Below are 24942 nucleotides of genomic sequence, written 5' to 3'. Positions count from 1 at the left end.
ACCGCGCAGAACAAGGTCTGGCTGGAGATCGTCCAGATCGCACTCGACCTGCTGGCCTGGATGCCCATGCTCGCCCTGACCGGCCAGGCCAGGCTCTGGGAGCCCCGCCGGCTGCGGTTCCGCCTGTTCTCCGCCGCCGGACAGCTCGCCACCACCGGCCGGCGCCGGATCCTCCGTCTCGCCCGCCACTGACCCTGGACGTTCGAAATCACCACCGCTCTCGAACGGCTCGCACTCCTGCCCAACCCCGGCTGACCAGCGGTTCTCCTGGCACTACGAGAGAACGTTCCAGTCCGGAGCAGTGGAACCCGGCGTCCACCCGAGACGACACTAAGGACCTCGGCCTGCCCAGCATCAGCCATCGACAACGAAACGGACCACCGACTCGGTCGTCGGCCCGTCAAGAAAGATCGAGGCTAGGAGCAGCCGGGTACGGTGCTGGGGCTACCGCAGTTGTTGGGCCGGTTACGGGCGACGGGGCTGGCGATCCGCGTCACCGTGCCGCTGGCGTTGAAGATGCCGCCACCGGTTGCACCTGTTCCCAGCGCCTGGTTCTTGGTTACCGGGCTTCGGGTGAGAGCCACCGTGCCGGAGGCCGTATTGAAGATGCCGCCACCGCGGGAGTTCGTGCCGTTGGTGGTGTTGCCGGTGACCGGGCTGTTGGTGAGCTTCACCGTGCCGGAAAGGTTATAGATGCCTCCGCCCTGCGCATTGTTACCGGTGATGGCGTTGCCGATGACCTCGCTTTTCTTCAGCGTCATTTTTCCGGCTTGCGCGATGCCGCCGCCCTGCGCATTGGCACCGGTGACGTCGTTGTCGGTGACTCGGGTGCTGATCAGCGTCACCGTCGTGCCGACGGCGGCGGCGATCCCGCCAGCCAAGTTGGTTGCGTGGTTGCCGGTGATCCTGCTTCTGTCGAAGGTCACCTTGCCGGAACCTCCGAATGGGTTGACAAACACGGCCCCGCCGGAACTCGCCCTGTTGTTGCGGAGCGTGCTCCTGTTGACGCTCACCGTGCCATTGTCGTTGTCGATGGCCCCGCCAAAGATGTCGGCGGTGTTGGTGGTGAGGCTGGTGTTGTTCAGCTTCAGTGCGGCACCGGAGCCGTTGAGCCAGATGGCACCGCCCCGGCCGTTGCCAAGGCTAGTGGACGCGTGACCTTTACTGAGGGTCAGGGCGTTGAGAGTGAGGTTTCCATTGGCGCCGTCGATTTCGAAGAAACGAAAATTGGCCGCGGTTGCGGCTCGGGTGATGGTGTCGCCACGTCCGTTGATCGTGACCTTACTCTTGATGACTGGAAGTCCGTTATCGTCGTTGGGCGGTGCGGCGTCGGTGAGGGTGTAGGTGCAGCCGCGCCTTAGGTTGACCGTCCCGCCCACTGTGGCGACAGCGCCGATCGCGGCTTGCAGGTCGCTCTCTCTGCAACTGGTCACGTTCACAATCAGCGCCCGGCTGGTGGCATGAGTGGTTCTGCTTGCCTTGGCGGAGGGAGTGCCGAGCACCGGGCTGGTAGGCGCCGTAGCCGACTGCGACACCCCGAGTAGGTCCGGACCCGGTGTGGCAGCTTGTGCGGTAGCGGGTGGCGTAACGACGCCCAAAGCGGCGAGGATGAGTCCCATGAGAATAGGGGCGATACGAGAGATACTCAGACGCATCGGGGCTCCTTCGGGCGGATCGCGAGTGTCGTTCCCGTAGGTAGTACCGGAACACCGACAGAAATGATTCATGTCGGATCAATCGACGAGAAGGCAACACGCCCAGCTACGATCACAATTCAACCGAGAGATCCTCACCTGAATAGCCGCCAGCGACACTCCGCACGCGCACTCACGGCGGCAGCCAGTTCCATACCGACACCATTCGGTGGCGGTGCACTCGGAAGCGCTGAGCACGATTCGCCAGGTAACTACGCGTCAACCGTAACCAGAGTCCAACCCAACCTGCGGGGTCCAGAAGGCGGTTTCGCGCGGAGACGTGCGTTCGGGACCCTGGAAGAGCGGCATCTGTGAAGGAATCCGAGCACGTGACCAGGCTGCGGCTGTCCGCAACCACAGTTATGGGAAAGCCCTTGGAACAGGCCCCAGACGGTGCCCCCAGACGGCACGCGGTAAGACTTTCTCTACAAGCACCCGTCGTCGCTCCGCTCCTCCGGGCGGGCACACGCGGCATGAGGTCAGAACACGTCGGGGCTGGGGGCGGTCGGCTCCGCCCAGGGGGTGGCCATGAGCGAACAAGGTCTGTCGGCCTACGCATCGATGTGGACCACGGAACGAGATCAGTGGGAGCTCTATCGAATCGACGACACCTATCTACCGATCATGAAAGGCGATCCGCCGATGGCAGAGGTGATCTGTGATGACGAGGTGGCGGACCTGGTGATCGCGCAGATGTTCGCGGCTGGAGTTGTTGTGGTCGACCGCTCATGACCCATCCGGTCTCGGGGCCGTCGAAGGGTGCTCAACGACGACCAACGCTGACAACCGTCGACGGCTAAGTCGCAGGTCGCGGCGACGATGTTGCGTTGCAGAAGAACCCACCAGGCGAACGTGTGGTAAGTCAGGCGGTAGTTGATCAGCCATCCGCCGGCTACCAGCAACACCAAAGCAACCGCTGCCCAGAGGACACTGCGGCCCCTCCGGCGGATTGAGGACGTCGCCGTCAAAGCCATGAAGCAAAGACGATCACTTTCTGCGAGGGGGCGTCAAAAGCCCAAGAGCACCCTGTTCGAGGGCGGTTGACGGCAGAAGCTGCCCGTGCCCCAACCGTGCCCGTTCGTGCGGGGAACCTCGGGGAACCACGGTGCCGAGCGGACACCCCTCAGCACAACGGCCCCTGACCGATTCGCCTGGTCAGGGGCCGCTCTCATGCGCGGTGGGTGTGGGATTTGAACCCACGGTGACATCGCTGCCACGACGGTTTTCAAGACCGTTCCCTTAGGCCGCTCGGGCAACCCACCTCGTCACCGCCCACCAGGAGCGGAGCGGGTACAGCGTACCGGCCTCCGGCGTCTCGCGGGGTTCGTGCTCCACACGGGGTCCACTGGCTGACCTCCGGGTCGTGAAGGCCACCACGCCGAGCAGCGCTCGGCTCGTTGCCCATGCCTTCCGTGGAGGACAGGCGCGCGTGGGGTCAGTTGTCGCCGACGCGGGAGCCGAGGGTGAGCTCCGCCGTGTGCTCCTTGCCGGCGCGCTTGTAGGTGACGGTGACCTTGTCGCCGGGCTTGTGGGTCCAGATCTCGCCGATGAGGGTGGGGCCGGAGTCGATGACCCGGTCGTCGAGCTTGGTGATGACGTCACCGGGCTTGAGGCCGGCCTCGGCGGCGGGGCCGCCCGGTTCGACCGGGTCCGAGCCGCTGACGCCCTGGTCGGTGATCTTGGCGCCGTTGGTCGTGTCCTCCAGGGAGACCGACGCGCCGATCTTGGCGTAGACGGGCTTGCCGGTCTTGATCAGCTGCTGGGCGACGTACTTGGCCTGGTTGATCGGGATGGCGAAGCCGAGGCCGATCGAGCCGGACTGGCCGGCGCCGCCGAGGCCGCCGCTGCCCGCGGACTGGATGGCGGAGTTGATGCCGATGACCGCGCCGCGTGCGTCGAGGAGCGGGCCGCCGGAGTTGCCCGGGTTGATGGAGGCGTCCGTCTGCAGGGCGCTCATGTAGGAGGCCTTGCTGTCGGAGCTGCCGTCGCTGGAGGCTACGGGGCGGTTCTTCGCACTGATGATGCCGGTCGTCACCGTGTTCGACAGGCCGAAGGGCGCGCCGATGGCGATCGTCTCGTCGCCGACGGCCACCTTGTCGGAGTCGCCGAGGGCGAGCGGCTTGAGGTCCGAGGGCGCGTTCTTGAGCCGGATGACCGCGACGTCGTAGCCCTGGGCGTGGCCGACGACCTCGGCGTCGTACTTCCTGCCGTCGGGGAAGGTGGCGCTGAGCTTGCCGCCGTCGACGGCTTCGGCCACCACGTGGTTGTTGGTGACGATGTGGCCCTGGGTGTCGAAGACGAATCCGGTGCCGGTGCCGCCCCGGCCGCCGGTTCCCTCGGCCTCGATGGTGACCGTGCTCGGCAGGGCCTTGGCGGCCACGCCCGCGATCGAGTTCGGGTCCCGCTTGATCTGCGAGGCGCCGGCGTCGGAGGCCGAGACCGTGGTGGAGCTGCTGTCGTCGTTCCTGGCCAGTGTGTAGCCGAGGCCGCCGCCCAGACCGCCGGCGACCAGCGCCGCCACCAGGACCGCGGCGACCAGGCCGCCGCGCCGGCCGCCGGGCTTGGGCGCGGGCTGGTGCTGCTGGTACGCGGCGCCCCAGCCGGCGCCTCCCGTGCCGCCGTCCCCGTATGCGGGCGCGGCGGAGGACGGGGGCGGCCAGGAGCCGTCGACGGGCGAGCCGTGGCCCTGCGGTGCGGGCGCGCCGGCCCCGCCGTGGGCTCCCGGGACGTGCGGAGGCGCGTCCGGGGGCGGAGGTGCGGAAGGGCCGCCCTGGGGGGCGGCCGGGTGCGGGGAAGCAGCGGGAGCATCCACCGGCACGGGAGGTGCGGACGGTGCCGGGGGTACCGTGTTGCCCTCGTTCTCGGTGCTCACAGCTCTTCTCCTTGCTCCACGGCTGTTGTTTTCGGTCGCACTCGGTCACGCTCGCCACGCCCGCCGGTGACCCGGCGCGCTCCAGCTGTGCATGTGCAGGTGTGTACGTAGTCAGCTTTTCCCACGGGCCGTCAGAGCACCATAAGCCGATGCTGTGGGTCCGGGTGCATTCTTTATATGGGTCATCTCACATGAAACAGACACATTATCGACGGCTCTCCACCGCCCCGGCCATTCCGCCGCGGTGGCACCATGACGCGGTGACCCACGCACGGCAGCACCACATCCAAGTCGTCGCCCACCGCGGAGCCTCCGAGGCCGCCCCGGAGCACACGCTGGCCGCCTACCGGAAGGCCATCGAGGACGGCGCGGACGCCCTCGAATGCGATGTACGCCTGACCGCGGACGGTCATCTCGTCTGCGTGCACGACCGGCGCGTCAACCGTACGTCCAACGGCCGGGGAGCGGTGTCCGCCCTGGAGCTCGCCGACCTCGCCGCGCTGGACTTCGGCTCCTGGCGCACGCGCGCGTCCTGGCGCGGCCGGCTCGAGGAGCCGGACTGGGAGGTACGGCCCGAGGACCCCGAGGACACCTCCGTCCTCACCCTGGAGCGGCTGCTCGGACTCGTCGCCGACGCCGGTCGGCCGGTGGAGCTGGCCATCGAGACCAAGCACCCCACGCGGTGGGCCGGGCAGGTCGAGGAACGACTGCTGACACTCCTGAAGCGGTTCGGACTGGACGCCCCGGCCTCGGCCACGAGGTCGCCGGTGCGTGTGATGAGTTTCTCAGCGCGCTCCCTGCACCGGGTGCGGGCGGCCTCGCCGACCCTGCCGACGGTCTATCTGATGCAGTTCGTCTCGCCACGGCTGCGCGACGGACGGCTGCCGGCGGGCGTCGGGATCGCGGGGCCCTCGATCCGGATCGTGCGCAACCAGCCGGTGTACGTGGAGCGGCTCAAGCAGGCGGGACACCGGGTGCACGTGTGGACGGTGAACGATCCCGAGGACGTCGACCTCTGTGTGGACCTGGGGGTGGACGCCATCATCACCAACCGCCCGCGCGCGGTCCTGCACCGGCTCGGCCGCTGACCGGCCTCCGGTCCAGCCGCGATGACAGGGAGTGCTCCGGCGCGTTCGGTGAGTGACCGATCGTTCCAAATGCGTCGCCGGACGCGATTCGGCCGGTTTCCGGTACAGGCCGGTGGGGCATCCACTCCGTGGCGTGGGGCGAAGGAGGTCTCGGGGGTGGCGTTGGTGGTGGCACAGGAGGTGCCCACGTCGTCGAGCATGGCCGTACCCCATGGCCCTGCGGGCGTGGGGGAAGCAAGACGCCGGATGCGTGATCAGTTGCGCAGCGGTGGCGTGGCGGAATCGGTCATCGACGACGCCGTATTGATCCTTTCCGAACTCTTGAGCAATGCCTGCAAGCACGGCCGGCCGCTGCGCGGCGCCCTGGCAGGCGACGGCGACGTCCGGGCCGCATGGCGGGTGGACGCGGGCGGCAGCCTGATCGTCGAGGTGACCGACGGCGGCGGCCCGACCCGCCCGTCCCCGGCCACCCCCTCGGTCACCGCGCACGGTGGCCGCGGGCTGAACATCATCACCGCCCTCTGCGACGACTGGGGGGTACGGGACGGCGTCGGCGGCGAGGTCACCGTATGGGTGGTCGTCCACGACGACGTGCACGACCCGGACGCCGGTCACCGTCGCGACGACTTCGCCTCCCGGATCACCGCACCGTCCGTGTCGGCCCTGCCCGGCCTGGGCTTCACGGACGCCTTCGGCGACCTGGACTGAACACGCACGCGTGCGCCGCGCCCGGGCGATGCCCGGGTCGTGCCGCGCGCGGGCGCTCGGAGCCGGCCGGTTGTCCCCCTTCCCCGGCGTCACGCCGCCATTCCGGCGTTACCCGCCATTCCCCCGCCGTGTCCACAGGGTCCCGTCGTTGACGGCGTGAACGGCTAGGCTCGCGCCGTACGAGACGAGCCGTAACCGGGAGACACCCAGATGGCCAAGAAGCGACCCCAGACGAAGGCCAAGCGCCCGCAGCTCACGGATGGAGAGATCCCGGTCGTCGGTGCGCGCGAGCCCTGCCCGTGCGGCAGCGGCCGGCGGTACAAGGCCTGCCACGGCCGGGCCGCCGCGCACGCGGTGACCGAGCTGGTGCAGCGGCCCTTCGAGGGACTGCCCGGCGAGTGCGACTGGGTGGCGCTGCGCGAGCTGGTCCCCGCCGCCACGGCCGGGCTGGCGCTCCGCGACGGCCTGCCCGACGGCGTCCCGGCGGTCACGCTCGCCACGGTCCTGCCGATGGCCTGGCCCGCACTGCGCCGCGACGACGGCTCGGTGCTGCTCGGCCTGCAGAACGACACGGCGTCCGGCGACATCAGCCGCGACCTCGCCGACACCCTGCTGCGTGCCCTGGAGGCCAAGCCCGGCACCCCCGTACAGGGCCGCCGCGCCCCGGCCGACGGCCCGCGGCTTCAGGACCTGCTCGACCTCGAGGCCCCCTTCGAGCCCGTGGTGCACGAGGGCTTCGAGTTCTGGGTGCCGGACGCGGAGAACGCGACGCCGGATGTCACCGCCTCCCTGGAGCGGGCCAACGCGGCGGCCATTCCGACCGTGCGCATGGAGAGCGTCGAGGCGGCGTACTGGTGCCGGACGCCGGAGAAGAACCACCTGCGCTGGGTCATGCCGCACGCGGAGGAGCAGCTTCTGGACGCTCTCGCGCGACTGCACGCGGCGGGCCGTTCGAACCTCGGTGAAGGCACCCGTCTCGTGGGCTCCTTCCGGGCGCACGGCCTCACCGTGCCCGTGTGGGACCTGCCGAGCGAGATGGGCGCCCAGGACGTGGAGAAGCCGGCCGCCGAGTTCGCCGAACAACTGGCCGCCGCGCTGGCCACGCAGACGCCGCTGACCGGGGACGAGCGCCGGGCCCGCGGTGGTCTGACCAACCGCCAGGTCACGCTGAGCTGAGTAACGGCGGGGCGGCCGGCCCTCCGGTCGGCCGCCCGGCCCTCCGGTCGGCCGCCCGGCCCCCCGTCCCGCTCGGGCAGATCGGATGACCCCCGTCACAACCGGTGGACGGCTCAAGCGAGTCGGTGACCGGAAAGCCGTCCACCCGGTGACTGGAAAGCCGGGATCGAATTTGCGAACTGCCGATCTCTTGTTACCGTTCCAGTAGCCCGGTTGCTGGTGCATCCCCCGTCGCCAGCAACCGGGCGCTTACGTGTCCGCTGCCGCTCACGCAGCGCGGTCGCATGTCAACCGCCCGTCGTCGTGGGCGAGTTGCTCCCGGATCGCAACAGCAGCGCGGCACGTCCGCCGCGCTCTGCGAACTCCGCGACGGCGCTGTACGCCGCCGCCGTCCCCCTGCCGCGCTCCCGCGGTGTCTCACAGATCTCCGGCTCGTCGCCCCCGGCCGGCGCGCAGCGCGTCCGCACGGTGCGCTCGCCCGGACCCATCAGGGTCAGGTCGGCGTCCAGGGGCCGTCCGGTCGCGTTGCGGTAGTAGGTGCGCGCCCAGGTGTCCTGGCCCTGGGTCAGCACACAGGTCTGCGCCTCGACCCCGTCGGGCGAGGTGATCTCGGGGCCGCAGCGCGCGGCGGTCGCGAGCCCCAGGCCGAGCACCAGCGGGGAACGGGCGGGCGCGGCGGAGGTCATCTTGTCGTCGCCGGGCGGCAGGGAGCGGGCGCCCGTATCGCTCCGGTCGCCCACCTGGCCCGCGGACGCGCCGGCCAGCGGCATTACGACGACACAGCCGATGACGCCCAGAAGGGCGAGCAGGCGGACACGCCGGGGATCGGGGCCGCCGCGCGGCACTCGGCTTCCGGGCCCGGCGGAACGACGCAGCATGCGGGGACGATAACGACCCCGGGCGGGCGGTTCGCCCGCCGCGGCCGCGACACCCCTAGAACTCGGGGGCGCTCACACCCGTACGAGTGAGGGCCTCCACCACCGCGTCGACCACGGCCTCCACATCGGGCACCCAGGGCGAGGCGGAACCGGGCAGCGGGGCACGCTCCCAGCGGATCGGGCCGGCTCCGGTCTCGGAGGGGGGCAGGGCGAGGTAGCCGCCCTCGCCGTGGAAGCGGAGGGAGCCGGGGACGAAGTCCTTGGCGTAGAGCAGCTCGCCCAACTGCTCCAGGGAGTAGGGCTTGACGAGGATCGCCCAACGCGTGGGCGAGGCGACGACCGGGCCGAGCCGCATGCCGACGCGGTCGAGCGCCGTGAGGGCGCGGGCGGCCGGGAGGGCCGGCAGGCTCACCGCGCAGGGAGCCTTGCCCCCGGTGGCCAGGACGATCGGCGCGGTGGGCCGGTTGGTCCACCACCAGCGCACCATGCGGGCGTCGGCGGTGGCCGCGAGGAGGCCGGGTTCGAAGGGGTGCGCGCCGGGCACCGTGCACTCCGGGTCGGGGCAGCCGCAGCGGTCGCCGCGCCGCGGATCCGTTGCCACGCCGGGCAGCACGGGCCACTGCCACCGGGTCGCGAAGGTCAGGGCCGCGCTGATGGGCTCAGGCCCCCCGTCACTGTGCTGGGACGGGAGCCTGCGTCGCCTTCCGGGGATCTCGCGCATGAGCGCTCGTTCCTTTCCGTTGCACCGCTGGCAACACCGTGGACCACTCACATCATGTGTCGATCACTGCACTGTGCGTACCTGTTGGCGCATCACACCCCTGCCTTCAGGCACGGGGAACCCCTATGGGCCGAGCATCGGCTGCTTCCACGGCAGCCCCGTCCATACTGCGTCTACCAGAAGCATGGGCGTGGCGCGGGGTGGCGGAGCGTGGCGTTATGCCGTCTTGTCTTCTGCTCTCCGCCTCCATCGCGCAAGGATGGGGCACGGCCGTCGGTGGCTAAGACGCCCGGGTCCGTCGCCAGGTTCCGGGTAGCCCCCAACCACCCCTGGCCTTCTCCGAGTACGTACCCATCACGACCGCTGTGACGCTCTGTCGAGCAAGCCCAGTCGACCGCAACAGGCCGTCACCCGAGGCAGTTTCAAGCCAACTTCCCCTTTTAGCAAGAGGTTGGGAAGAAGACCCCGAGAACCCCTCTGACACCAGGAAACCCGGCAGGACAATGCTGGACATCCCCTCACGAGTGCGTGTACATGTGGAGACACTGCTGGCGGCGCAGAATGACATGGGGGTTTGCGATGCTTTTGAGCAATACGCACCGGTCGGAAAGCCGGACGCCATGAACGCCCCCCACCCTCCGAAAGTGGCTGGAATCGATTCGACGGTTCCGGCACCCGCACACACTGTCGCACCCTCGCCCGCTGCTCCGGACCCCTCCCCGAGCGGTCCGTCCGGCCCGCACGCGCCCCCTCCGCCGGGCGCCCTCCTCCAGGACCGGCTCGCCGGCTGGGTCTCCGACCTCACCACTCTGAACGAGCTCACCGAACGGCTGGCCCGTACGAACGGACTCGACGCCGCCCTGAAGGAACTGCTGCGCGCCGGCGCCGCCCTCGTCGGCGCCCGGCGCGGCCTCGCCGTCCTCGAACCGGACGACGGACTGGGCCCCGACACCACCATCGGCCTCGGTCTCGCACGGGCCGATCTCGGCCACATCGAGACCGTGCCGCGCAGCGCGATGCCCTACGGGACGCTCCTGGACACCGCGGCCGGGCTGCCGGGCGGCGACGGCGAGGTCGTGCGCCCCGACCTGTTCGCCGAGGACGGCCTCGATCCGCGCCACCGCGAGGTGGCCGGCCGCCTCGGCTACGCCGCCAGCTACGCGCTGCCCCTGTCCACCGAGACCGCCGGCCGACTCGGCGCCGCCGTCTGGTTCTACGACGAGCCCGCCGAACCGGTGGAGCGTCAGCGCCACCTCGCCGGCCTCTACCTCCGCTTCGCCACCGAGCACCTGGCGCGCCTGCTCGACACCGAGCGCACGCGCGCGTGCATGGCGACGGTCTACGAGGAGCTGCTGCCCTCCCGGCTGCCCCGCGTCCCCGGTGTCCAGCTCGCCTCCCGGCACCGCACCGGGCCCCGCGGCGGCGGCGACTGGTACGACGCGCTGCCACTGCCCGAGGCCGCGCTCGGCCTCGCGGTCGGCTCGGTCACCGGCGCCGGGCCGGGCGCGATCGCCGCGATGGGCCGGCTGCGGGCGTCCCTGCGGGCGTACGCGGTGATGGAGGGCGAGGATCCCGTCGCCGTCCTGTCCGACCTCGAACTGCTCCTGCGGCTGACCGAGCCCGCCCGCTCCGCCACGGCCCTGTTCGCCTACTGCGAACCCGCCCTGCGCCGCATCACCCTGGCGGGCGCCGGGCACTGCCCGCCGCTGGTGCTCGGCGAACGGCGCACGGAGTTCGTGGAGACGTCCGTGTCCGCGCCGCTGGGCATGCTCGCCTGCTGGGAGGCGCCGAGCGTGGAGTTCCAGGTGGCCGCGGGCGAGACGGTGCTGCTCTACACCGACGGGCTGCTGCACCGCACCGGCGATGCCGTGGACCGTGCCTTCGCCCGGCTGCACGCGGCCGCGGCGAGCGTCCCGCGCACGCTGCGCCACGACCCGGGGGCCGTCGCCGACCACGTCCTGCACACGCTCCTGCCGAACGGTCTCGACGTGACCGGCGGCGCGGAGGACGTGGCACTGCTGGCGGCGTGCTTCGAGTAGGCCGCCCGGTGATCCGGTAACAGGTGCTTCCGCCTCTGGCCCCCTTCCGTACGACCGTACGATGGGGGATGGCCCAATGGCTGTATCGAGGAGGAAGACCGTGGCGCAGGAGCTGCCGGAGACCCCGGAGACCGCCGAAGAAGAACCGATCAAGCAGCGGAAGAACGGCCTGTACCCGGGCGTGTCCGACGAGCTCGCCGAGAACATGAAGTCCGGCTGGGCCGACACCGAGCTGCACGGCCTCGAGCCGGTCGAGCAGGCGGAGCACACCGCGCGCCGCCGCGCCGCACTGTCCGCACGCTTCCCCGGCGAGCGCCTGGTCATCCCCGCGGGCAACCTGAAGACCCGCTCGAACGACACCGAGTACCCCTTCCGTTCCTCGGTCGAGTACGCCTACCTCACCGGCAACCAGACCGAGGACGGCGTCCTGGTCCTGGAGCCCACCGCGGACGGGCACCAGGGGACGCTCTACCTCCTGCCGCGCTCCGACCGTGAGAACGGCGAGTTCTGGCTCTCCGGCCAGGGCGAGCTGTGGGTCGGCCGCCGCCACTCCCTGGCCGAGGCCGAGACCTTGTACGGCATCCGGACCTCCGACGTGCGCGAACTGGCGGACAAGCTGCGTGAGGCCACCGGCCCGGTCCGCGTCGTGCGCGGCTACGACGCCGGCCTCGAGGCCGCCCTGACCGACAAGGTCACCGCCGAGCGCGACGAGGAGCTGCGGGTCTTCCTCTCCGAGGCGCGCCTGCTCAAGGACGACTTCGAGATCGGCGAGCTGCAGAAGGCCGTCGACTCCACCGTGCGCGGCTTCGAGGACGTGGTGAAGGTCCTCGACAAGGCCGAGGCGACCAGCGAGCGCTTCATCGAGGGAACGTTCTTCCTCCGCGCGCGCGTCGAGGGCAACGACGTCGGCTACGGCTCCATCTGCGCGTCCGGCCCGCACGCCTGCACCCTGCACTGGGTGCGCAACGACGGCCCGGTCCGCTCCGGCGACCTGCTCCTGCTGGACGCGGGCGTGGAGACGCACACCCTCTACACCGCCGACGTCACGCGCACGCTGCCCGTCAACGGCACGTACAACGAGATCCAGAAGAAGATCTACGACGCGGTGTTCGAGTCCCAGGAGGCCGGCATCGCGGCGGTCAAGCCGGGTGCCAAGTACCGCGACTTCCACGACGCCGCCCAGCGCGTGCTCGCGGAGAAGCTCGTCGAGTGGGGCCTGGTCGAGGGCCCGGTCGAGCGGGTCCTGGAGCTGGGTCTGCAGCGCCGCTGGACGCTGCACGGCACCGGCCACATGCTCGGCATGGACGTCCACGACTGCGCCGCCGCGCGGACCGAGGCGTACGTCGACAGCACGCTGGAGCCGGGCATGGTCCTCACCGTCGAGCCGGGCCTGTACTTCCAGGCCGACGACCTGACCGTCCCGGAGGAGTACCGCGGCATCGGCGTCCGCATCGAGGACGACATCCTGGTCACCGAGGACGGCAACCGCAATCTCTCGGCCGGCCTGCCGCGCCGCTCCGACGAGGTCGAGGCCTGGATGGCGTCGCTGAAGGGCTGATACGGGTCCGACGGCCGGGCACCCGCGAGGTGTCCGGCCGTCCTGCGCCGGGGCGTGGGTCCCGGCCGTGAATTCACGTACCTAGGGGGAGGGTTCTCGTGGAGGACTTCTGGTCCGGTGCCGGGTTGGCCCTGCATCTGGAACCGGACGCGGCGGCGGGCCGCCGGGCGGGGCTGGAGAAGGCGCTCCGCGACGCGGTGCGGGACGGGCGGCTGGCGCCCGGGACACGGCTGCCGGCGACCCGCCGGCTGGCCGCCGAACTCGGCATCTCGCGGGGCACCGCGAAGGCGGCGTACGACCAGCTGGTCGCCGAGGGCTATCTGACGGCGCGGCAGGGATCGGGCACCCGGGTCGCCGCCCTGCCGGCCGTCGACGCGCAGGAGCCGGGAGCGGCGGCACACGCGCGTACTCCCCGTTTCGACCTGCGGCCGGGCAGCCCGGACGTCGGCACCTTCCCGGCGGCGGCCTGGCTGCGGGCACTGCGCCGCGCCATCGCGACGGCGCCCTCGCTGACGTACGACTACGGCGACCCGCGCGGCCGGATCGAGCTGCGCACGGCGCTGTCGGGCTATCTGGGGCGGGCGCGCGGGGTGATCGCTCCGCCCGAGCGGATCGTCATCACCTCCGGGTACGTGCAGGGACTGGCGCTCCTCACGCGCGTGCTGGACGGGGCCGAGGTCGCCATGGAGGACCCCGGGCTGCCCTTCCACCGGGAGGTGGTGCGGCGGGCGGGCGGCAGAGTGGCGCCGGTCCGGGTCGACGAACGCGGTGTGTGCGCCCAGGACCTGGGCGAGCAGAGGGCCGTCGTCGTCACCCCGGCGCACCAGTACCCGACCGGTGTGACCCTGCACCCGGAGCGGCGGCGGGCGCTGACCGACTGGGCACGCGCGCGTGGAGGGCTGATCGTCGAGGACGACTACGACGGCGAGTTCCGCTACGACCGCCAGCCGGTGGGCGCGCTCCAGGGCATGGCGCCGGGTCAGGTCGCCTATCTGGGCACCGCCTCCAAGACGCTGGGGCCGGCCCTGCGACTGGGCTGGGTGGTGCTGCCGCCGCACCTGGTCGACGCGGTGGCCGAGGCCAAGCTGCACAGTGACCACCACACCGAGACCATCGGCCAGTTGGCGCTCGCCGAGCTGATCGACAGCCACGCCTACGACCGGCACATACGCGCGTGCCGCCTTCGCTACCGGCGCCGCCGGGACCAGCTCCTGGACCGTCTGGGCTCCCGCCGGGTGCGCGGGATCGCCGCCGGTCTGCACGCCCTGGTGGACGTCGCCGACGAAGCGGGGACGCTGGCCCGCGCGGAGGCGGAGGGGCTGGCCCTCGGCCGCCTGGCCGACCACTGGCACACCCCGGGCGAGGGCCGCCCCCAGGGCGTGGTCGTCGGCTACGGCACCCCCCGGGAACGGGTCTACCCGGAGGCCCTGGAGGCCCTGGCGAAGCTCCTGGCCGGCGCCTGAGCGGGATCCGTGCCGCCGACGGCACGCGGCCCGCGAAGAATCGCGCCGGACCCGGGACACGCCCGGACTCCTGGCCGGCGTCCCGCACAACACCGCACCGCGACCGGCTGCGCTACACCGCCACCAGCGGCGCGTCCTCGCGCCACTTGAGGATCTTGTCGAAGCTCACCACCGCGCCGCCCCGGCCCGGCCTGTTGCGGATGTGGACATGGTCGGCGAGTTGCTGGATGAGGTACAGGCCGCGGCCGTGCTCGGCGTCGGCGCGCGCGGCGCGGACCGGGCGGCGGCGGCCCGCCGGCGGAAAGCCGGGGCCCGCGTCGGCCACCTCGATGCGGCACTTCTCCCCGTCGAGAAAGGCCGTGACGCGGTACCCACCGGAGGATTCGGTGTCCCCGCCGTACTCCACCGCGTTCGCGCAGGCCTCGCTCAGGGCCACGGACAGGTCGTAGGAGATGTCGGGGTCGACGCCCGCGGTCTCCATCGTGCCGAGCAGCAGTCGCCGCGCGAGCGGCACGCTCGCGGCGTCACGCCGCAGATGGAGTGACCACCAGATGCTCATGCTCCAGCCTCCCGGCGCGGCTCGACATACCGTTACGTATTGCCCCGAGTGCCCTGCCGTAAGCACGGCGTTGACACGACACGGTCCGATCGGCGGACGCGGCGGGGCGCGGAATCGGTGTATGTGCGGGCCGACGACATCAGAACGTGACCTTCCGGATCTACCGCATCTTGTGGACCTGCCGTACGAAGGGCCCGGGTCCAGTGGGATGATGAGGCCGCCATGTCTGCCCCCCGCCCGCGCACGGCACCCGCCGGACGCGGTCTCAGGATCCTTCGGGCCGCGGTGTTCGCCGCGGTCTGCGTCGTGCTGGCCGCGGCCGGGCACACGCTGGCCTCCTGCGCCGCGGTGCCGCTGTGGACGCTGGGCGCGGGGTTCCTGGGGGCGCTGGTCGTGGTGGCGCCCCTCGCCGGGCGCGCGCGTTCCCTGCCGGGGATCGCGACGCTGCTCGTGGTCGGTCAGACCGTGCTGCACAGCCTGTTCGGCATGGGGCAGAGCGGCATGGGCGCCATGGCCTCCGGTGCCACGACCATGGGCTCCACGGGATCGACGGCACCGACGGGTTCGCTGCCCGTCCTGTCCGACGCCGAGCTCGTCCAGCAGGCCGCCCGGTACGTGTGCGGGGCCACCGCCGCCGTGATCAGCCCGGCCCAGGCCTACCGGATACTCGTCGACGCGCACGCCTACGTCGGCGCCGGCACGGGCCCGAGCGCCCCGCACCACCCCGCGGGCTCCCCGTTCTCCATCGGCGCGGCCGCCGCGCTGCTGCCGTCCCTGCCGATGCTGATCGTCCACGTCCTGGCCGCCGTCGCCACGGGCTGGGTGCTGCGGCGCGGCGACCTCGCCCTGCTGCGGCTGATCGAGCTGTCGGCGCACGGAGTCGCCGAGGCCGCGCTCGTTCGGTCCCTGCGCGGGGCGCTCGCCCTGGTGCGCGCCCTGTGCGCCGGGCTGCCCACGGCGGCCGGCACCGGCCTGCGCTTCCGGCGCACCGCCGACTCCGCGCCCCTCGTCCCCCACACCACCGCACTCCAGCACACGGTGATCCGCCGCGGCCCGCCGGCCGCCGCCGCACTCGTCCTCGCTGCCTGACGCGACGCGACCACCACCCCACCGAGCGGGTCTCCGCCGGGGGAGCGGCCGCCGTCGTGCGGCACGCGCGCGCGTGCCCGCCCGGCGGGAACACCGGGACACCGGTCCCACCCCGCACGCGCACCCCTCAGACACCGGAACTCACTCGAAGTGGAGTGCACCCCCTATGAAGGCTTCTCGACTCGTCGCCACCGCCGTCGTCGCCGGCTCGGCCGTCCTCGCCCTGTCCGCCCCGGCATTCGCGCACGTCAGCGTCCAGCCGGAGGGCTCCGCCGCCAAGGGCGGCTACGCCGTCGTCGACTTCAAGGTCCCCAACGAGCGCGACAACGCCTCCACCACCAAGGTCGAGGTCAACTTCCCGACCGACCACCCGCTGGCCTCCGTGATGCCGCAGCCGATGACCGGCTGGAAGATCGACGTCACCAAGTCCCAGCTGGACAAGCCGCTGGAGATGCACGGCAAGAAGATCTCCGAAGCGGTCACCAAGGTCACCTGGACCGCCGACGGCGACGGCATCAAGCCCGGCTTCTTCCAGAAGTTCCCGGTCTCCATCGGCACCCTGCCCGAGGACGCCGACCAGCTGGTCTTCAAGGCGATCCAGACGTACTCCAACAAGGAGGTCGTGCGCTGGATCGAGGTGCCGCAGGAGGGTCAGGCGGAACCGGACAACCCGGCGCCGGTGCTTCAGCTGACCGCGGCCTCGGAGGGTGACGGACACGACGCGTCGGCCAAGGACGCCGCCACCGACACCAAGCCCGCCGCCCAGACCACCGCCGCCGACACCTCCAAGAGCGGCAGCGACACCACCGCCCGCGTCCTCGGCATCGTCGGCATCCTCGTCGGCGCGGCCGGCGTGGCCTACGGCGTACTCGCCGGCCGCAGGCGCACCACCGCCTGATCCGGCTCGTCCGTCACGCGCTCCGGGGGTCGTGCCACTCTCGCGTACGGCCCCCGGAGCGCGCCGGAGTTCTCACATCTGGGACATTTCTCTATGCGCAACAAGACCTTCGTCGCGGCCGCCCTGCTGGCCGCGGCCACCCTGACCCTCTCCGCCTGCGGCAGCGGCAACGACGGCGGGAAGCCCGTCGCCGTCGTCTCCGAGGACACCTCGCAGAAGGCCGCGACCGTCCTCGACAAGCCGTTCGAGAAGCCGGACCTGGTCCTCACCGACACCCAGGGAAAGCAGTACGACCTCCGCAAGGAGACCGCCGGCCACCCGACGCTGGTCTACTTCGGCTACACCCACTGCCCCGACGCCTGCCCGCTGACCATGAACAACATCGCGGTCGCCAAGAAGGCACTGTCCAAGGCCGAGCAGGACGACCTGCGCGTGGTGTTCGTCACGACCGACCCGGACCGCGACACCCCGGCCGAACTCGGCAAGTGGCTCAAGATGATCGACCCGCAGTTCATAGGGCTCACCGGCGCCTTCTCCACCATCCAGGCCGGCGCGCGCACCCTGGGCATCTCCATCGAGCCGACCACGAAGGACAAGAACGGCAAGCTCGTCTCGATGCACGGCACCCAGGTGATCGCGTTCTCCCCGAAGACCGACGCCGGATACGTCCTCTACGGCGAGGACGCCACCGTCGACGACTACACCAAGGACCTCCCCAGGATCGTCAAGGGGGAGAACCCGTGAGGCGGCCGGCACCGACGGCGGCGCTCCTGGCCGCGGCCCTGACCGGTACCGCCCTGCTGACCGGCTGCGCCGCGTTCTCCGGGACCGGTGACGCGAAGGCCGAACTGTCCGTCCACTCCGCCTACATGCCCCAGCCGCTCTCGGCCGCGATGGCGGCCGGCTTCCTGACCATCGAGAACAAGGGCGGCGCCAAGGACGAACTCACCTCGGTCACCAGCGCCGAAGCCGAGGACGTCACCGTGCACCAGACCGCCGGCGGGGTCATGAAGGAGGCGGGCCCCCTCACCGTCCCCGCCCACGGGCGGCTCGTGTTCGAGAGCGGCGGCAGCCACCTGATGTTCGACCAGCTGAAGCGCGCGCCCCGGCAGGGCCAGACGGTCCTCGTCGAACTGCACTTCGCCGAGTCCGGCACCGTCAAGGTCGAGATGCCGGTGAAATCGGCCACGTACAACCCCACGACCGGACACTGAGGGAGGGACCACCTTGTCGCAGACCATCGCCCCACGCTTCCGGACCCTGATGCTGCTGCTCATGGCCGTCGTCGGCGTGCTCCTCGCCGGAGCCGCCCCGGCCTCCGCGCACGCCGCGCTGACCGGCAGCGATCCGCAGCAGGGGGCGGTGGTCGACAAGGCGCCCGCCCAGGTGTCGCTGACCTTCTCCGAACAGGTCGCCATGAGCGACGACTCGCTGCGCGTCCTGGATCCCAAGGGCAACCGCGTCGACGCCGGGAAGCCCGCCAACGTCAGCGGGACGACGTATGCCGTGCGGCTGCGCAGCGGACTGCCGGACGGCACCTACACCGTCGCCTACCAGGTGGTCTCGGCCGACAGTCACCCCGTCGGCGGTGCCTACACCTTCTCCATCGGCGCCCCCTCCAAGACTTCCGCCGCGGTCGGCGACCAGACGCCGGGCGGCGGGATCGTCGGCGGGCTCTACGGGATCGGGCGGTACGTGTCGTACGCCGGCTTCGTCGTCCTGGCCGGCGGTGCCGCCTTCGTACTGGCCTGCTGGCAGCGCGGCTCGGGAGTGCGGGCGGTGCAACGGCTCGTCGTCTCCGGCTGGGTCGCGCTCACCGCGTCCACGCTCGCGCTGCTGCTCCTGCGCGGCTCCTACACCACCTCCGGAAAGATCGGGGACGTCGTCGACCTGACGCTCCTCGGGCAGGTGCTCCAGACCAAGACCGGGGCGGCCCTCGTCTCCCGGCTGCTGCTGCTCGCCGCGGCGGCGCTGTTCGTCGCGGTGCTCTTCGGGGAGTACCAGAAGCGCGCGGACGACGAGAAGCGCGACCTGACCTTCGGGCTCGCGATCGGCGGCACCGTGGTCGCCGTCGGACTCGCGGCCAGCTGGGCCATGTCCGAGCACGCCTCGACCGGGCTCCAGCCGGGCATCGCGATGCCGGTCGACGTCGTCCATCTGCTCGCCGTGGCCGCCTGGCTCGGCGGTCTCGTCGCCCTCCTGGTCGCGCTGTACCGGGCGCCCGCCGAGACCCCGGTCGAGACCGCGGCCGTACGCCGCTTCTCCCAGGTCGCCTTCGGTTCCGTCCTGGCGCTGGTCGCCACCGGCACCTATCAGTCCTGGCGCCAGGTCGGCTCCTGGTCGGCGCTCACCGACACCCGCTACGGACAGCTGCTCCTCGTCAAGGTCGGTCTGGTGGCGCTGATGGTCGGCGTCGCCTGGACCTCCCGCCGCTGGACGGGCCGACTGGCGCAGACGGCCGCCGCGAAGGCACCGGCCAAGGCACGCACGAAGGTCGCGGCGACCGCGGGCAGGAATCCCGGCCCGGACGCGAAGGCCGGGGCCGGGAAGCCCGGGACCGGGAAGACCGAAACCGGGAAAGCCGGCGGCGGCAAGGCCAAGCCTGGTGGAAAGACGGCGAAGGGGGAGGCCGCCCGGCGGGCCGCCCAGCTCGCCCGGCAGCAGGCCGCCGTGGACACCGCACGGCGGAAGCGGCTGCGGGACGCCGACCCCCACCGCTTCGGGCTGCGCCGGTCCGTACTGATGGAAGCGGGTGTCGCCGTCGTGCTGCTCGCCGTCACCACCGTGCTGACGCAGACCGAACCGGGGCGCACGGAGACGGAGGCCAGGACCGCCACGTCGTCGCCCGCGTCCTCGTCCTCGTCCTCCGGGGTGGGCGCGGTCACCCTCGACATGCCGTTCGACACCGGCGGCAAGGACGGCAAGGGCGTCGTACGGATCGACATCGACCCCGCGCGCGTGGGCGGCAACGAGCTGCACATCTTTTCCCTCGGGCCGAACGGGCGCCTCCGCGACATCACCGAGCTCAAGATCGCCTTCACGCTGGCCGCGAAGGACCTCGGACCGCTCCCGGTGAACCCCGACCACGTCACCACCGGACACTGGGTGGCGAGCGGGGTGCAGATCCCCATGGCGGGCGACTGGCAGGTCGCCGTGACCGTGCGGACCTCCGACATCGACCAGGTGACCGTCACCAAGAACACGCAGATCGGCTGAACCGCACCATGACCGACCAGGCCACCCCGGAGGCCACCTCCCCGAACCCCTCGCCCGCGGCGACCGCGTCCGCTCGGGCGGGCACCGCCGCGGGAGCGGGCGTGTCGCGCCGGCGACTGCTCGGCACGGCCGGTGCCACCGGGCTCGTCCTCGGCGCGGCCGGCACGGGCCTCGGCTATACGGCGGCGCCCGCCGGTGCCACCCCGCTCACCTCGCTCGGCGCCGACCGGGCGATGTTTCACGGGAAACATCAGCCCGGCATCACCGACGCCCTCCAGGCCCGCGGCCATGTCGTCGCCTTCGACCTCGCGCCCGGAGCGGGCCGCAAGGAGGCCGCCGCGCTGCTGCGCCGCTGGTCGGCGACGGCCGAGCGGCTGATGGCGGGTGAACCGGCCGCACACGACGACACCGACGTGGCACGGGACGCGGGCCCCTCGGCGCTGACGGTCACCTTCGGCTTCGGCCACTCCTTCTTCGACCGGACGGATCTGCGCCGGCAGCGGCCCGGCGCTCTCGACCCGCTGCCCGACTTCTCCTCCGACCGGCTCGACAAGTCCCGCAGCAACGGCGATCTCTGGGTGCAGATCGGCGCGAACGACGCGCTGGTCGCCTTCCACGCCCTGCGCGCCCTCCAGAAGGACGCGGGCGGTGCCGCCCGCGTCCGCTGGCAGATGAACGGCTTCAACCGCTCCCCCGGAGCCACCGCGCATCCCATGACGGCCCGCAACCTGATGGGGCAGATCGACGGCACCCGCAACCCGAAGCCGGCCGACCCGGACTTCGGCCAGCGCCTCTTCGTGCCCGCGAACGGCGAGCCGGCCTGGATGGCGAACGGCTCCTACGTCGTCGTACGCCGCATCCGGATGCTCCTCGACGACTGGGAGAAGCTGCCGCTCACCCAGCAGGAGGACGTCATCGGGCGCCGCAAGTCCGACGGGGCGCCGCTCGGCGGGGGCACCGAGACGACCGCGATGGACCTGGAGAAGACCGGCAAGGACGGCACCTACGTGGTCCCGGTCAACGCCCACGCCCGGATCACCCGGCCCGACCAGAACGGGGGCGCGGCCATGCTCCGGCGCCCCTTCTCCTATCACGACGGCTTCGACGCCGACGGCACCCCGGACGCGGGCCTGCTGTTCATCTGCTGGCAGGCGGACCCGCTGCGCGGCTTCGTACCGGTGCAGCGCAAGCTGGACCGCGGCGACGCGCTGTCGGCGTACATCCGGCACGAGGCGAGCGGTCTGTTCGCGGTCCCGGGCGGGGCGGCGAAGGGCGAGTACGTGGGGCAGCGGCTGCTGGAGGGGTGAGCACGGCGGAACCGGTGCGATCACACCCGTCACACCCGGTTCACCCGGGGGAGGGGCTTCCGTGAGACACGCGAGCCGGGTCCGGCCCAGGCCATTAGGGTGAGGTCATGCCAGCGAGCTATGCGTATCTCGGCCCCGAGGGCACTTTCACCGAAGTCGCCCTGCGCACCCTTCCCGAGACGGCCACGCGGGAACTGGTCCCGTACGTGTCCGTGCAGTCGGCGCTGGACGCCGTCCGGGCCGGCGCTGCCGAGGCCGCTTTCGTGCCGATCGAGAACTCCGTCGAGGGCGGCATCACCACCACGCTCGACGAGCTGGTCGCGGGCCAGCCGCTGATGATCTACCGCGAGGTGCTGCTGTCGATCACCTTCGCGCTGCTGGTCAGGCCCGGTACGACGCTGTCGGACATCAAGACGGTCACCGCCCACCCGGCCGCCCAGCCGCAGGTGCGCAACTGGCTCTCGGCGAACCTCCCGGACGCCGTCTGGGAGTCGGCCGCCTCGAACGCGGACGGCGCACGCCTGGTCCAGGAGGGCCGCTACGACGCCGCGTTCGCCGGTGAGTTCGCGGCCGCGCGGTACGGGCTCGTGCCCCTGGAGACGGGCATCCACGACGCGGAGAACGCGCAGACACGGTTCGTGCTGGTCGGCCGGCCCGCTCGGCCCGCCGCGCCGAGCGGCACGGACAAGACGTCCGTGGTGCTGTGGCAGCGCGACGACCATCCCGGCGGGCTGCGCGACCTGCTGGGCGAGTTCAGCACCCGCGGTATCAACCTGATGCTGCTGCAGTCCCGCCCGACGGGCGCCGGCATCGGCAACTACTGCTTCTGCATCGACGCCGAGGGCCACATCAACGACCGCCGGATGGCGGAGGCCCTGATGGGCCTCAAGCGGATCTGCCTCCAGGTGCGCTTCCTGGGCTCGTACCCGCGGGCGGACGGCGACACGGCGGACGTACGGCCTCCGCTGGCCGGGACCTCGGACCAGGAGTTCGTGGCGGCGGCGGACTGGGTGGCACGCTGCCAGGACGGCCGTTTCTAGCCGGTTGTGCCGCTTCCGGCCGGTGCCGGCCACGGATGTTGGTTGTCCACAGAAGTTATCCACACCCCCCTCTCTCGACCTGGGGACAAGTCGACACCCAACGGGGACTCAGTCGACAAATCGCCCTCCAGCCCTCAAGATCGGTCAAGGCCCCACAGGTCACCCTTCGTCCACTCGTCTCCTTTGGTTCATCTTTTGGGGCGACCCCTTTCCGCCGAAAGTGGGCGTCCGGGCGCTTCGAGACAGGAATTCCTCCCTCCGCACGACGCTTCCGGAGTGATCAATTCCGAAATCCACAGATCTTCCACACAGCCTGTGGATAACTCTCCAGGGGGTGTGGATTCCTGTGGACAACCCGACTTCAAGTCCCCTTCCGCACAAGGGAATCAGGTCAACCCGGCACCCACGGGCTGCCTCGTTCCAGGGAGGCGGGGTCTGCCCCATTGACACCGGAAGCAATTCCTCCATAACGGTACGTAAGGCATGGTTCGGAATACTGGGTCGTGGGGTGGAACGTCGCACCGGTAGCCTTGACCGCGTGATTGACCTTCGTCTGCTCCGTGAGGACCCCGACCGTGTGCGCGCCTCGCAGCGTGCCCGTGGAGAGGACGTCGCGCTCGTCGACGCCCTCCTGTCTGCCGACGAGCGGCGCAGGTCGTCCGGCGTCCGCTTCGACGAGCTGCGCGCCGAGCAGAAGGCGCTGGGCAAGCTCATCCCCAAGGCCTCCGGTGACGAGAAGGCCGAGCTGCTGAAGCGTGCGAGCGGGCTCGCCGCCGACGTCAAGACCGCCGACGCCGAGCGCGACGCGGCCGACGCCGAGACCCAGGAGCTCCTCCTCCGGCTCGGCAACCTCATCCACCCCGACGTGCCCGTCGGCGGCGAGGAGGACTTCGTCACGCTGGAGACGCACGGCACGATCCGCGACTTCGCCGCCGAGGGCTTCGAGCCCAAGGACCACCTGGAGCTCGGCCAGCTCCTCGGCGCGATCGACGTGGAGCGCGGCGCGAAGGTCTCCGGCTCGCGCTTCTACTTCCTCACCGGTGTCGGCGCCCTGCTGGAGCTGGCGCTGGTGAACGCGGCGATCGCCCAGGCCACCGCGGCCGGCTTCACGCCGATGCTGACCCCCGCGCTGGTCCGCCCCCAGTCGATGGCGGGCACGGGCTTCCTCGGCCAGGCGGCCCAGGACGTCTACCACCTCGACAAGGACGACCTGTACCTGGTCGGCACCTCCGAGGTGCCGCTGGCGGCGTACCACATGGACGAGATCATCGACGCCGACCGCCTGCCGCTGCGGTACGCCGGGTTCTCGCCGTGCTTCCGCCGCGAGGCCGGCTCGCACGGCAAGGACACCAAGGGCATCTTCCGCGTCCACCAGTTCGACAAGGTCGAGATGTTCTCCTACGTCACCCCCGAGGAGTCGCAGGAGGAGCACCGCCGGCTGCTGGAGTGGGAGAAGCAGTGGCTGACCTCGCTGGAGCTGCCGTTCCGCGTGATCGACGTAGCCTCGGGCGACCTGGGCGCCTCGGCCTCGCGCAAGTTCGACTGCGAGGCGTGGGTCCCGACCCAGGACAAGTACCGCGAGCTGACCTCGACCTCGGACTGCACCGAGTTCCAGTCCCGCCGGCTCCAGATCCGCTTCCGTGACGGCAAGGCGGTCCGCCCGCTGGCGACGCTCAACGGCACGCTGTGCGCCGTCCCGCGCACGATCGTCGCGATCCTGGAGAACCACCAGCAGGCCGACGGCTCCGTGCGGGTGCCGGAAGTGCTGCGTCCCTACCTCGGCGGCCGAGAGGTCCTGGAGCCGGTGGCCAAGTGAGACCCGCCGCCGGGCCGTTCCCCTACAAGCTGATCGCGACCGACCTCGACGGGACGCTCCTGCGCTCCGACGGGTCGGTCTCGGAGCGCACCCGTGAGGCGCTCGCCGCCGCCACCGCGGCGGGTGCCGCGCACCTGGTCGTCACCGGCCGCGCGGTGCCCTGGACCCGGCACGTCCTCGACGACCTCGGCTACCGGGGCCTCGCGGTCTGCGGCCAGGGCGCCCAGGTGTACGACGCCGGGGAGCACCGCCTGCTGACCTCGGTGACCCTGGACCGGCAACTGGCGGCGGTGGCCCTGGCGAAGATCGAGGCGGAGGTCGGTCCGCTGTACCTGGCGGCCAGCCGCGACGGTCTGGACGGCGAGGTGCTGGTCGGTCCCGGCTACGCGGTCGCCGGCCCGCTTCCGGCGACGCCGTTCACGGACGTCGCGGACCTGTGGAGCGCGCCACTCAACAAGATCTACGTCCAGCACCCGGACCTCTCGGACGACGAACTGGCCGACGTGGCCCGCCGGACCGCCGGTGGTTTCGTCTCGGTGACCATGGCCGGCGAGGGCATCGTCGAGCTGCTGCCGCTGGGGCTGTCGAAGGCCACGGGGCTCTCGCTGGCCGCGCGGCGGCTGGGCCTGAAGGCGGCGGACGCCATCGCCTTCGGCGACATGCCCAACGACGTCCCGATGTTCTCCTGGGCGTCCCGCGGCGTGGCGATGGCCAACGCCCACGAGGAGCTGAAGGCGGTCGCCGACGAGGTGACGGCCTCGAACGACGAGGACGGCATCGCGGTGCTGTTGGAGAAGCTGGCGGGCTGAGCCCTCGGTCT

Annotated in this window: 21 protein-coding genes, 1 tRNA gene and 1 pseudogene; 17 read left to right on the top strand and 6 right to left on the bottom strand. The window is 71.3% G+C overall.

All coding sequences use genetic code 11. The features are described 5' to 3' along the window. Window positions 1-255 (top strand): annotated as a pseudogene (locus ACWC91_RS19275) (transposase); the annotation flags it as partial. A 161-nt stretch (window positions 256-416) separates the two neighbouring features. Here the strand turns inward: ACWC91_RS19275 and ACWC91_RS19270 are convergent. Then, window positions 417-1655, bottom strand: a complete 1239-nt coding sequence (locus ACWC91_RS19270) for a hypothetical protein (RefSeq protein WP_450642631.1) — start codon at window positions 1653-1655, stop codon at window positions 417-419. Window positions 1656-2222: 567 nt separating this feature from the next. On the opposite strand from ACWC91_RS19270, the gene ACWC91_RS19265 reads away from it, so the two are divergent. After that, on the top strand, window positions 2223-2426 hold the full coding sequence (locus ACWC91_RS19265) for a hypothetical protein (RefSeq protein WP_376501293.1): 204 nt from the start codon (window positions 2223-2225) through the stop codon (window positions 2424-2426). Window positions 2427-2869: 443 nt separating this feature from the next. Here ACWC91_RS19265 and ACWC91_RS19260 read toward each other — a convergent pair. Further along, window positions 2870-2956: transfer RNA gene (locus ACWC91_RS19260), tRNA-Ser, on the bottom strand. Window positions 2957-3129: 173 nt separating this feature from the next. Beyond that, complete coding sequence (locus tag ACWC91_RS19255) at window positions 3130-4566, bottom strand: S1C family serine protease (RefSeq protein ID WP_281155658.1); 1437 nt, start codon at window positions 4564-4566, stop codon at window positions 3130-3132. 260 nt (window positions 4567-4826) lie between these two features. Between ACWC91_RS19255 and ACWC91_RS19250 the strand changes: the two genes are divergently transcribed. From ACWC91_RS19250 to ACWC91_RS19240, 3 genes are all read left to right on the top strand, one after another. Next, window positions 4827-5654, top strand: a complete 828-nt coding sequence (locus tag ACWC91_RS19250; protein ID WP_225076384.1) for a glycerophosphodiester phosphodiesterase — start codon at window positions 4827-4829, stop codon at window positions 5652-5654. Window positions 5655-5723: 69 nt separating this feature from the next. Continuing rightward, window positions 5724-6362: an ATP-binding protein gene (locus tag ACWC91_RS19245; RefSeq protein ID WP_225076385.1), complete on the top strand. Its 639-nt coding sequence runs from the start codon at window positions 5724-5726 to the stop codon at window positions 6360-6362. 210 nt (window positions 6363-6572) lie between these two features. Then, entirely contained in the window at window positions 6573-7538 is a 966-nt protein-coding gene (locus ACWC91_RS19240; RefSeq protein ID WP_225076386.1) for a DUF5926 family protein, read from the top strand. 287 nt (window positions 7539-7825) lie between these two features. On the opposite strand, the gene ACWC91_RS19235 is transcribed toward ACWC91_RS19240, so the two are convergent. Together ACWC91_RS19235 and ACWC91_RS19230 are read right to left on the bottom strand one after the other, a co-directional pair. Then, window positions 7826-8416 carry a hypothetical protein gene (locus ACWC91_RS19235; RefSeq protein WP_450642634.1) on the bottom strand — a complete coding sequence of 197 codons (591 nt, stop codon included), beginning with the start codon at window positions 8414-8416 and terminating at the stop codon, window positions 7826-7828. Window positions 8417-8471: 55 nt separating this feature from the next. Beyond that, complete coding sequence (locus tag ACWC91_RS19230; RefSeq protein WP_141359922.1) at window positions 8472-9137, bottom strand: bifunctional DNA primase/polymerase; 666 nt, start codon at window positions 9135-9137, stop codon at window positions 8472-8474. 503 nt (window positions 9138-9640) lie between these two features. Here ACWC91_RS19230 and ACWC91_RS19225 point away from each other — a divergent pair. From ACWC91_RS19225 to pdxR, 3 genes are all read left to right on the top strand, one after another. Further along, window positions 9641-11176 carry a PP2C family protein-serine/threonine phosphatase gene (locus ACWC91_RS19225; protein ID WP_281155657.1) on the top strand — a complete coding sequence of 512 codons (1536 nt, stop codon included), beginning with the start codon at window positions 9641-9643 and terminating at the stop codon, window positions 11174-11176. 76 nt (window positions 11177-11252) lie between these two features. Continuing rightward, entirely contained in the window at window positions 11253-12734 is a 1482-nt protein-coding gene (locus ACWC91_RS19220) for an aminopeptidase P family protein (RefSeq protein ID WP_450642636.1), read from the top strand. Window positions 12735-12832: 98 nt separating this feature from the next. Continuing rightward, complete coding sequence (gene pdxR / locus ACWC91_RS19215) at window positions 12833-14197, top strand: MocR-like pyridoxine biosynthesis transcription factor PdxR (protein ID WP_225076390.1); 1365 nt, start codon at window positions 12833-12835, stop codon at window positions 14195-14197. 112 nt (window positions 14198-14309) lie between these two features. On the opposite strand, the gene ACWC91_RS19210 is transcribed toward pdxR, so the two are convergent. After that, on the bottom strand, window positions 14310-14756 hold the full coding sequence (locus ACWC91_RS19210; protein WP_225076391.1) for an ATP-binding protein: 447 nt from the start codon (window positions 14754-14756) through the stop codon (window positions 14310-14312). Window positions 14757-14978: 222 nt separating this feature from the next. Between ACWC91_RS19210 and ACWC91_RS19205 the strand changes: the two genes are divergently transcribed. The 9 genes from ACWC91_RS19205 (at window position 14979) to ACWC91_RS19165 (ending at window position 24931) form a co-directional block, all read left to right on the top strand. Then, window positions 14979-15845 carry a hypothetical protein gene (locus ACWC91_RS19205; protein ID WP_450642637.1) on the top strand — a complete coding sequence of 289 codons (867 nt, stop codon included), beginning with the start codon at window positions 14979-14981 and terminating at the stop codon, window positions 15843-15845. Window positions 15846-16011: 166 nt separating this feature from the next. Beyond that, complete coding sequence (locus ACWC91_RS19200) at window positions 16012-16743, top strand: YcnI family copper-binding membrane protein (protein WP_376501285.1); 732 nt, start codon at window positions 16012-16014, stop codon at window positions 16741-16743. 93 nt (window positions 16744-16836) lie between these two features. After that, on the top strand, window positions 16837-17487 hold the full coding sequence (locus ACWC91_RS19195) for an SCO family protein (protein ID WP_450642639.1): 651 nt from the start codon (window positions 16837-16839) through the stop codon (window positions 17485-17487). Further along, on the top strand, window positions 17484-17957 hold the full coding sequence (locus tag ACWC91_RS19190) for a copper chaperone PCu(A)C (RefSeq protein ID WP_281155654.1): 474 nt from the start codon (window positions 17484-17486) through the stop codon (window positions 17955-17957). Before ACWC91_RS19195 ends, ACWC91_RS19190 begins: the two co-directional genes overlap by 4 nt. 13 nt (window positions 17958-17970) lie before the next feature. After that, complete coding sequence (locus ACWC91_RS19185) at window positions 17971-19959, top strand: copper resistance CopC/CopD family protein (protein ID WP_450642641.1); 1989 nt, start codon at window positions 17971-17973, stop codon at window positions 19957-19959. Window positions 19960-19967: 8 nt separating this feature from the next. Continuing rightward, the gene (gene efeB, locus ACWC91_RS19180) at window positions 19968-21266 is read left to right on the top strand and encodes an iron uptake transporter deferrochelatase/peroxidase subunit (protein ID WP_281155652.1); all 1299 of its coding nucleotides are present in this window, start codon (window positions 19968-19970) and stop codon (window positions 21264-21266) included. Window positions 21267-21373: 107 nt separating this feature from the next. Further along, window positions 21374-22306: a prephenate dehydratase gene (gene pheA, locus ACWC91_RS19175; protein WP_225076398.1), complete on the top strand. Its 933-nt coding sequence runs from the start codon at window positions 21374-21376 to the stop codon at window positions 22304-22306. Window positions 22307-22844: 538 nt separating this feature from the next. Further along, entirely contained in the window at window positions 22845-24122 is a 1278-nt protein-coding gene (gene serS / locus ACWC91_RS19170) for a serine--tRNA ligase (RefSeq protein WP_141359911.1), read from the top strand. After that, window positions 24119-24931, top strand: a complete 813-nt coding sequence (locus tag ACWC91_RS19165) for an HAD family hydrolase (protein ID WP_376501280.1) — start codon at window positions 24119-24121, stop codon at window positions 24929-24931. The genes serS and ACWC91_RS19165 overlap by 4 nt, the downstream gene beginning before the upstream one ends. The last annotated feature ends 11 nt before the right edge of the window (window positions 24932-24942 follow it).

It is taken from the genome of Streptomyces sp. NPDC001204, assembly GCF_053598035.1.
This window is presented reverse-complemented; position numbering and strand designations above follow the sequence as displayed.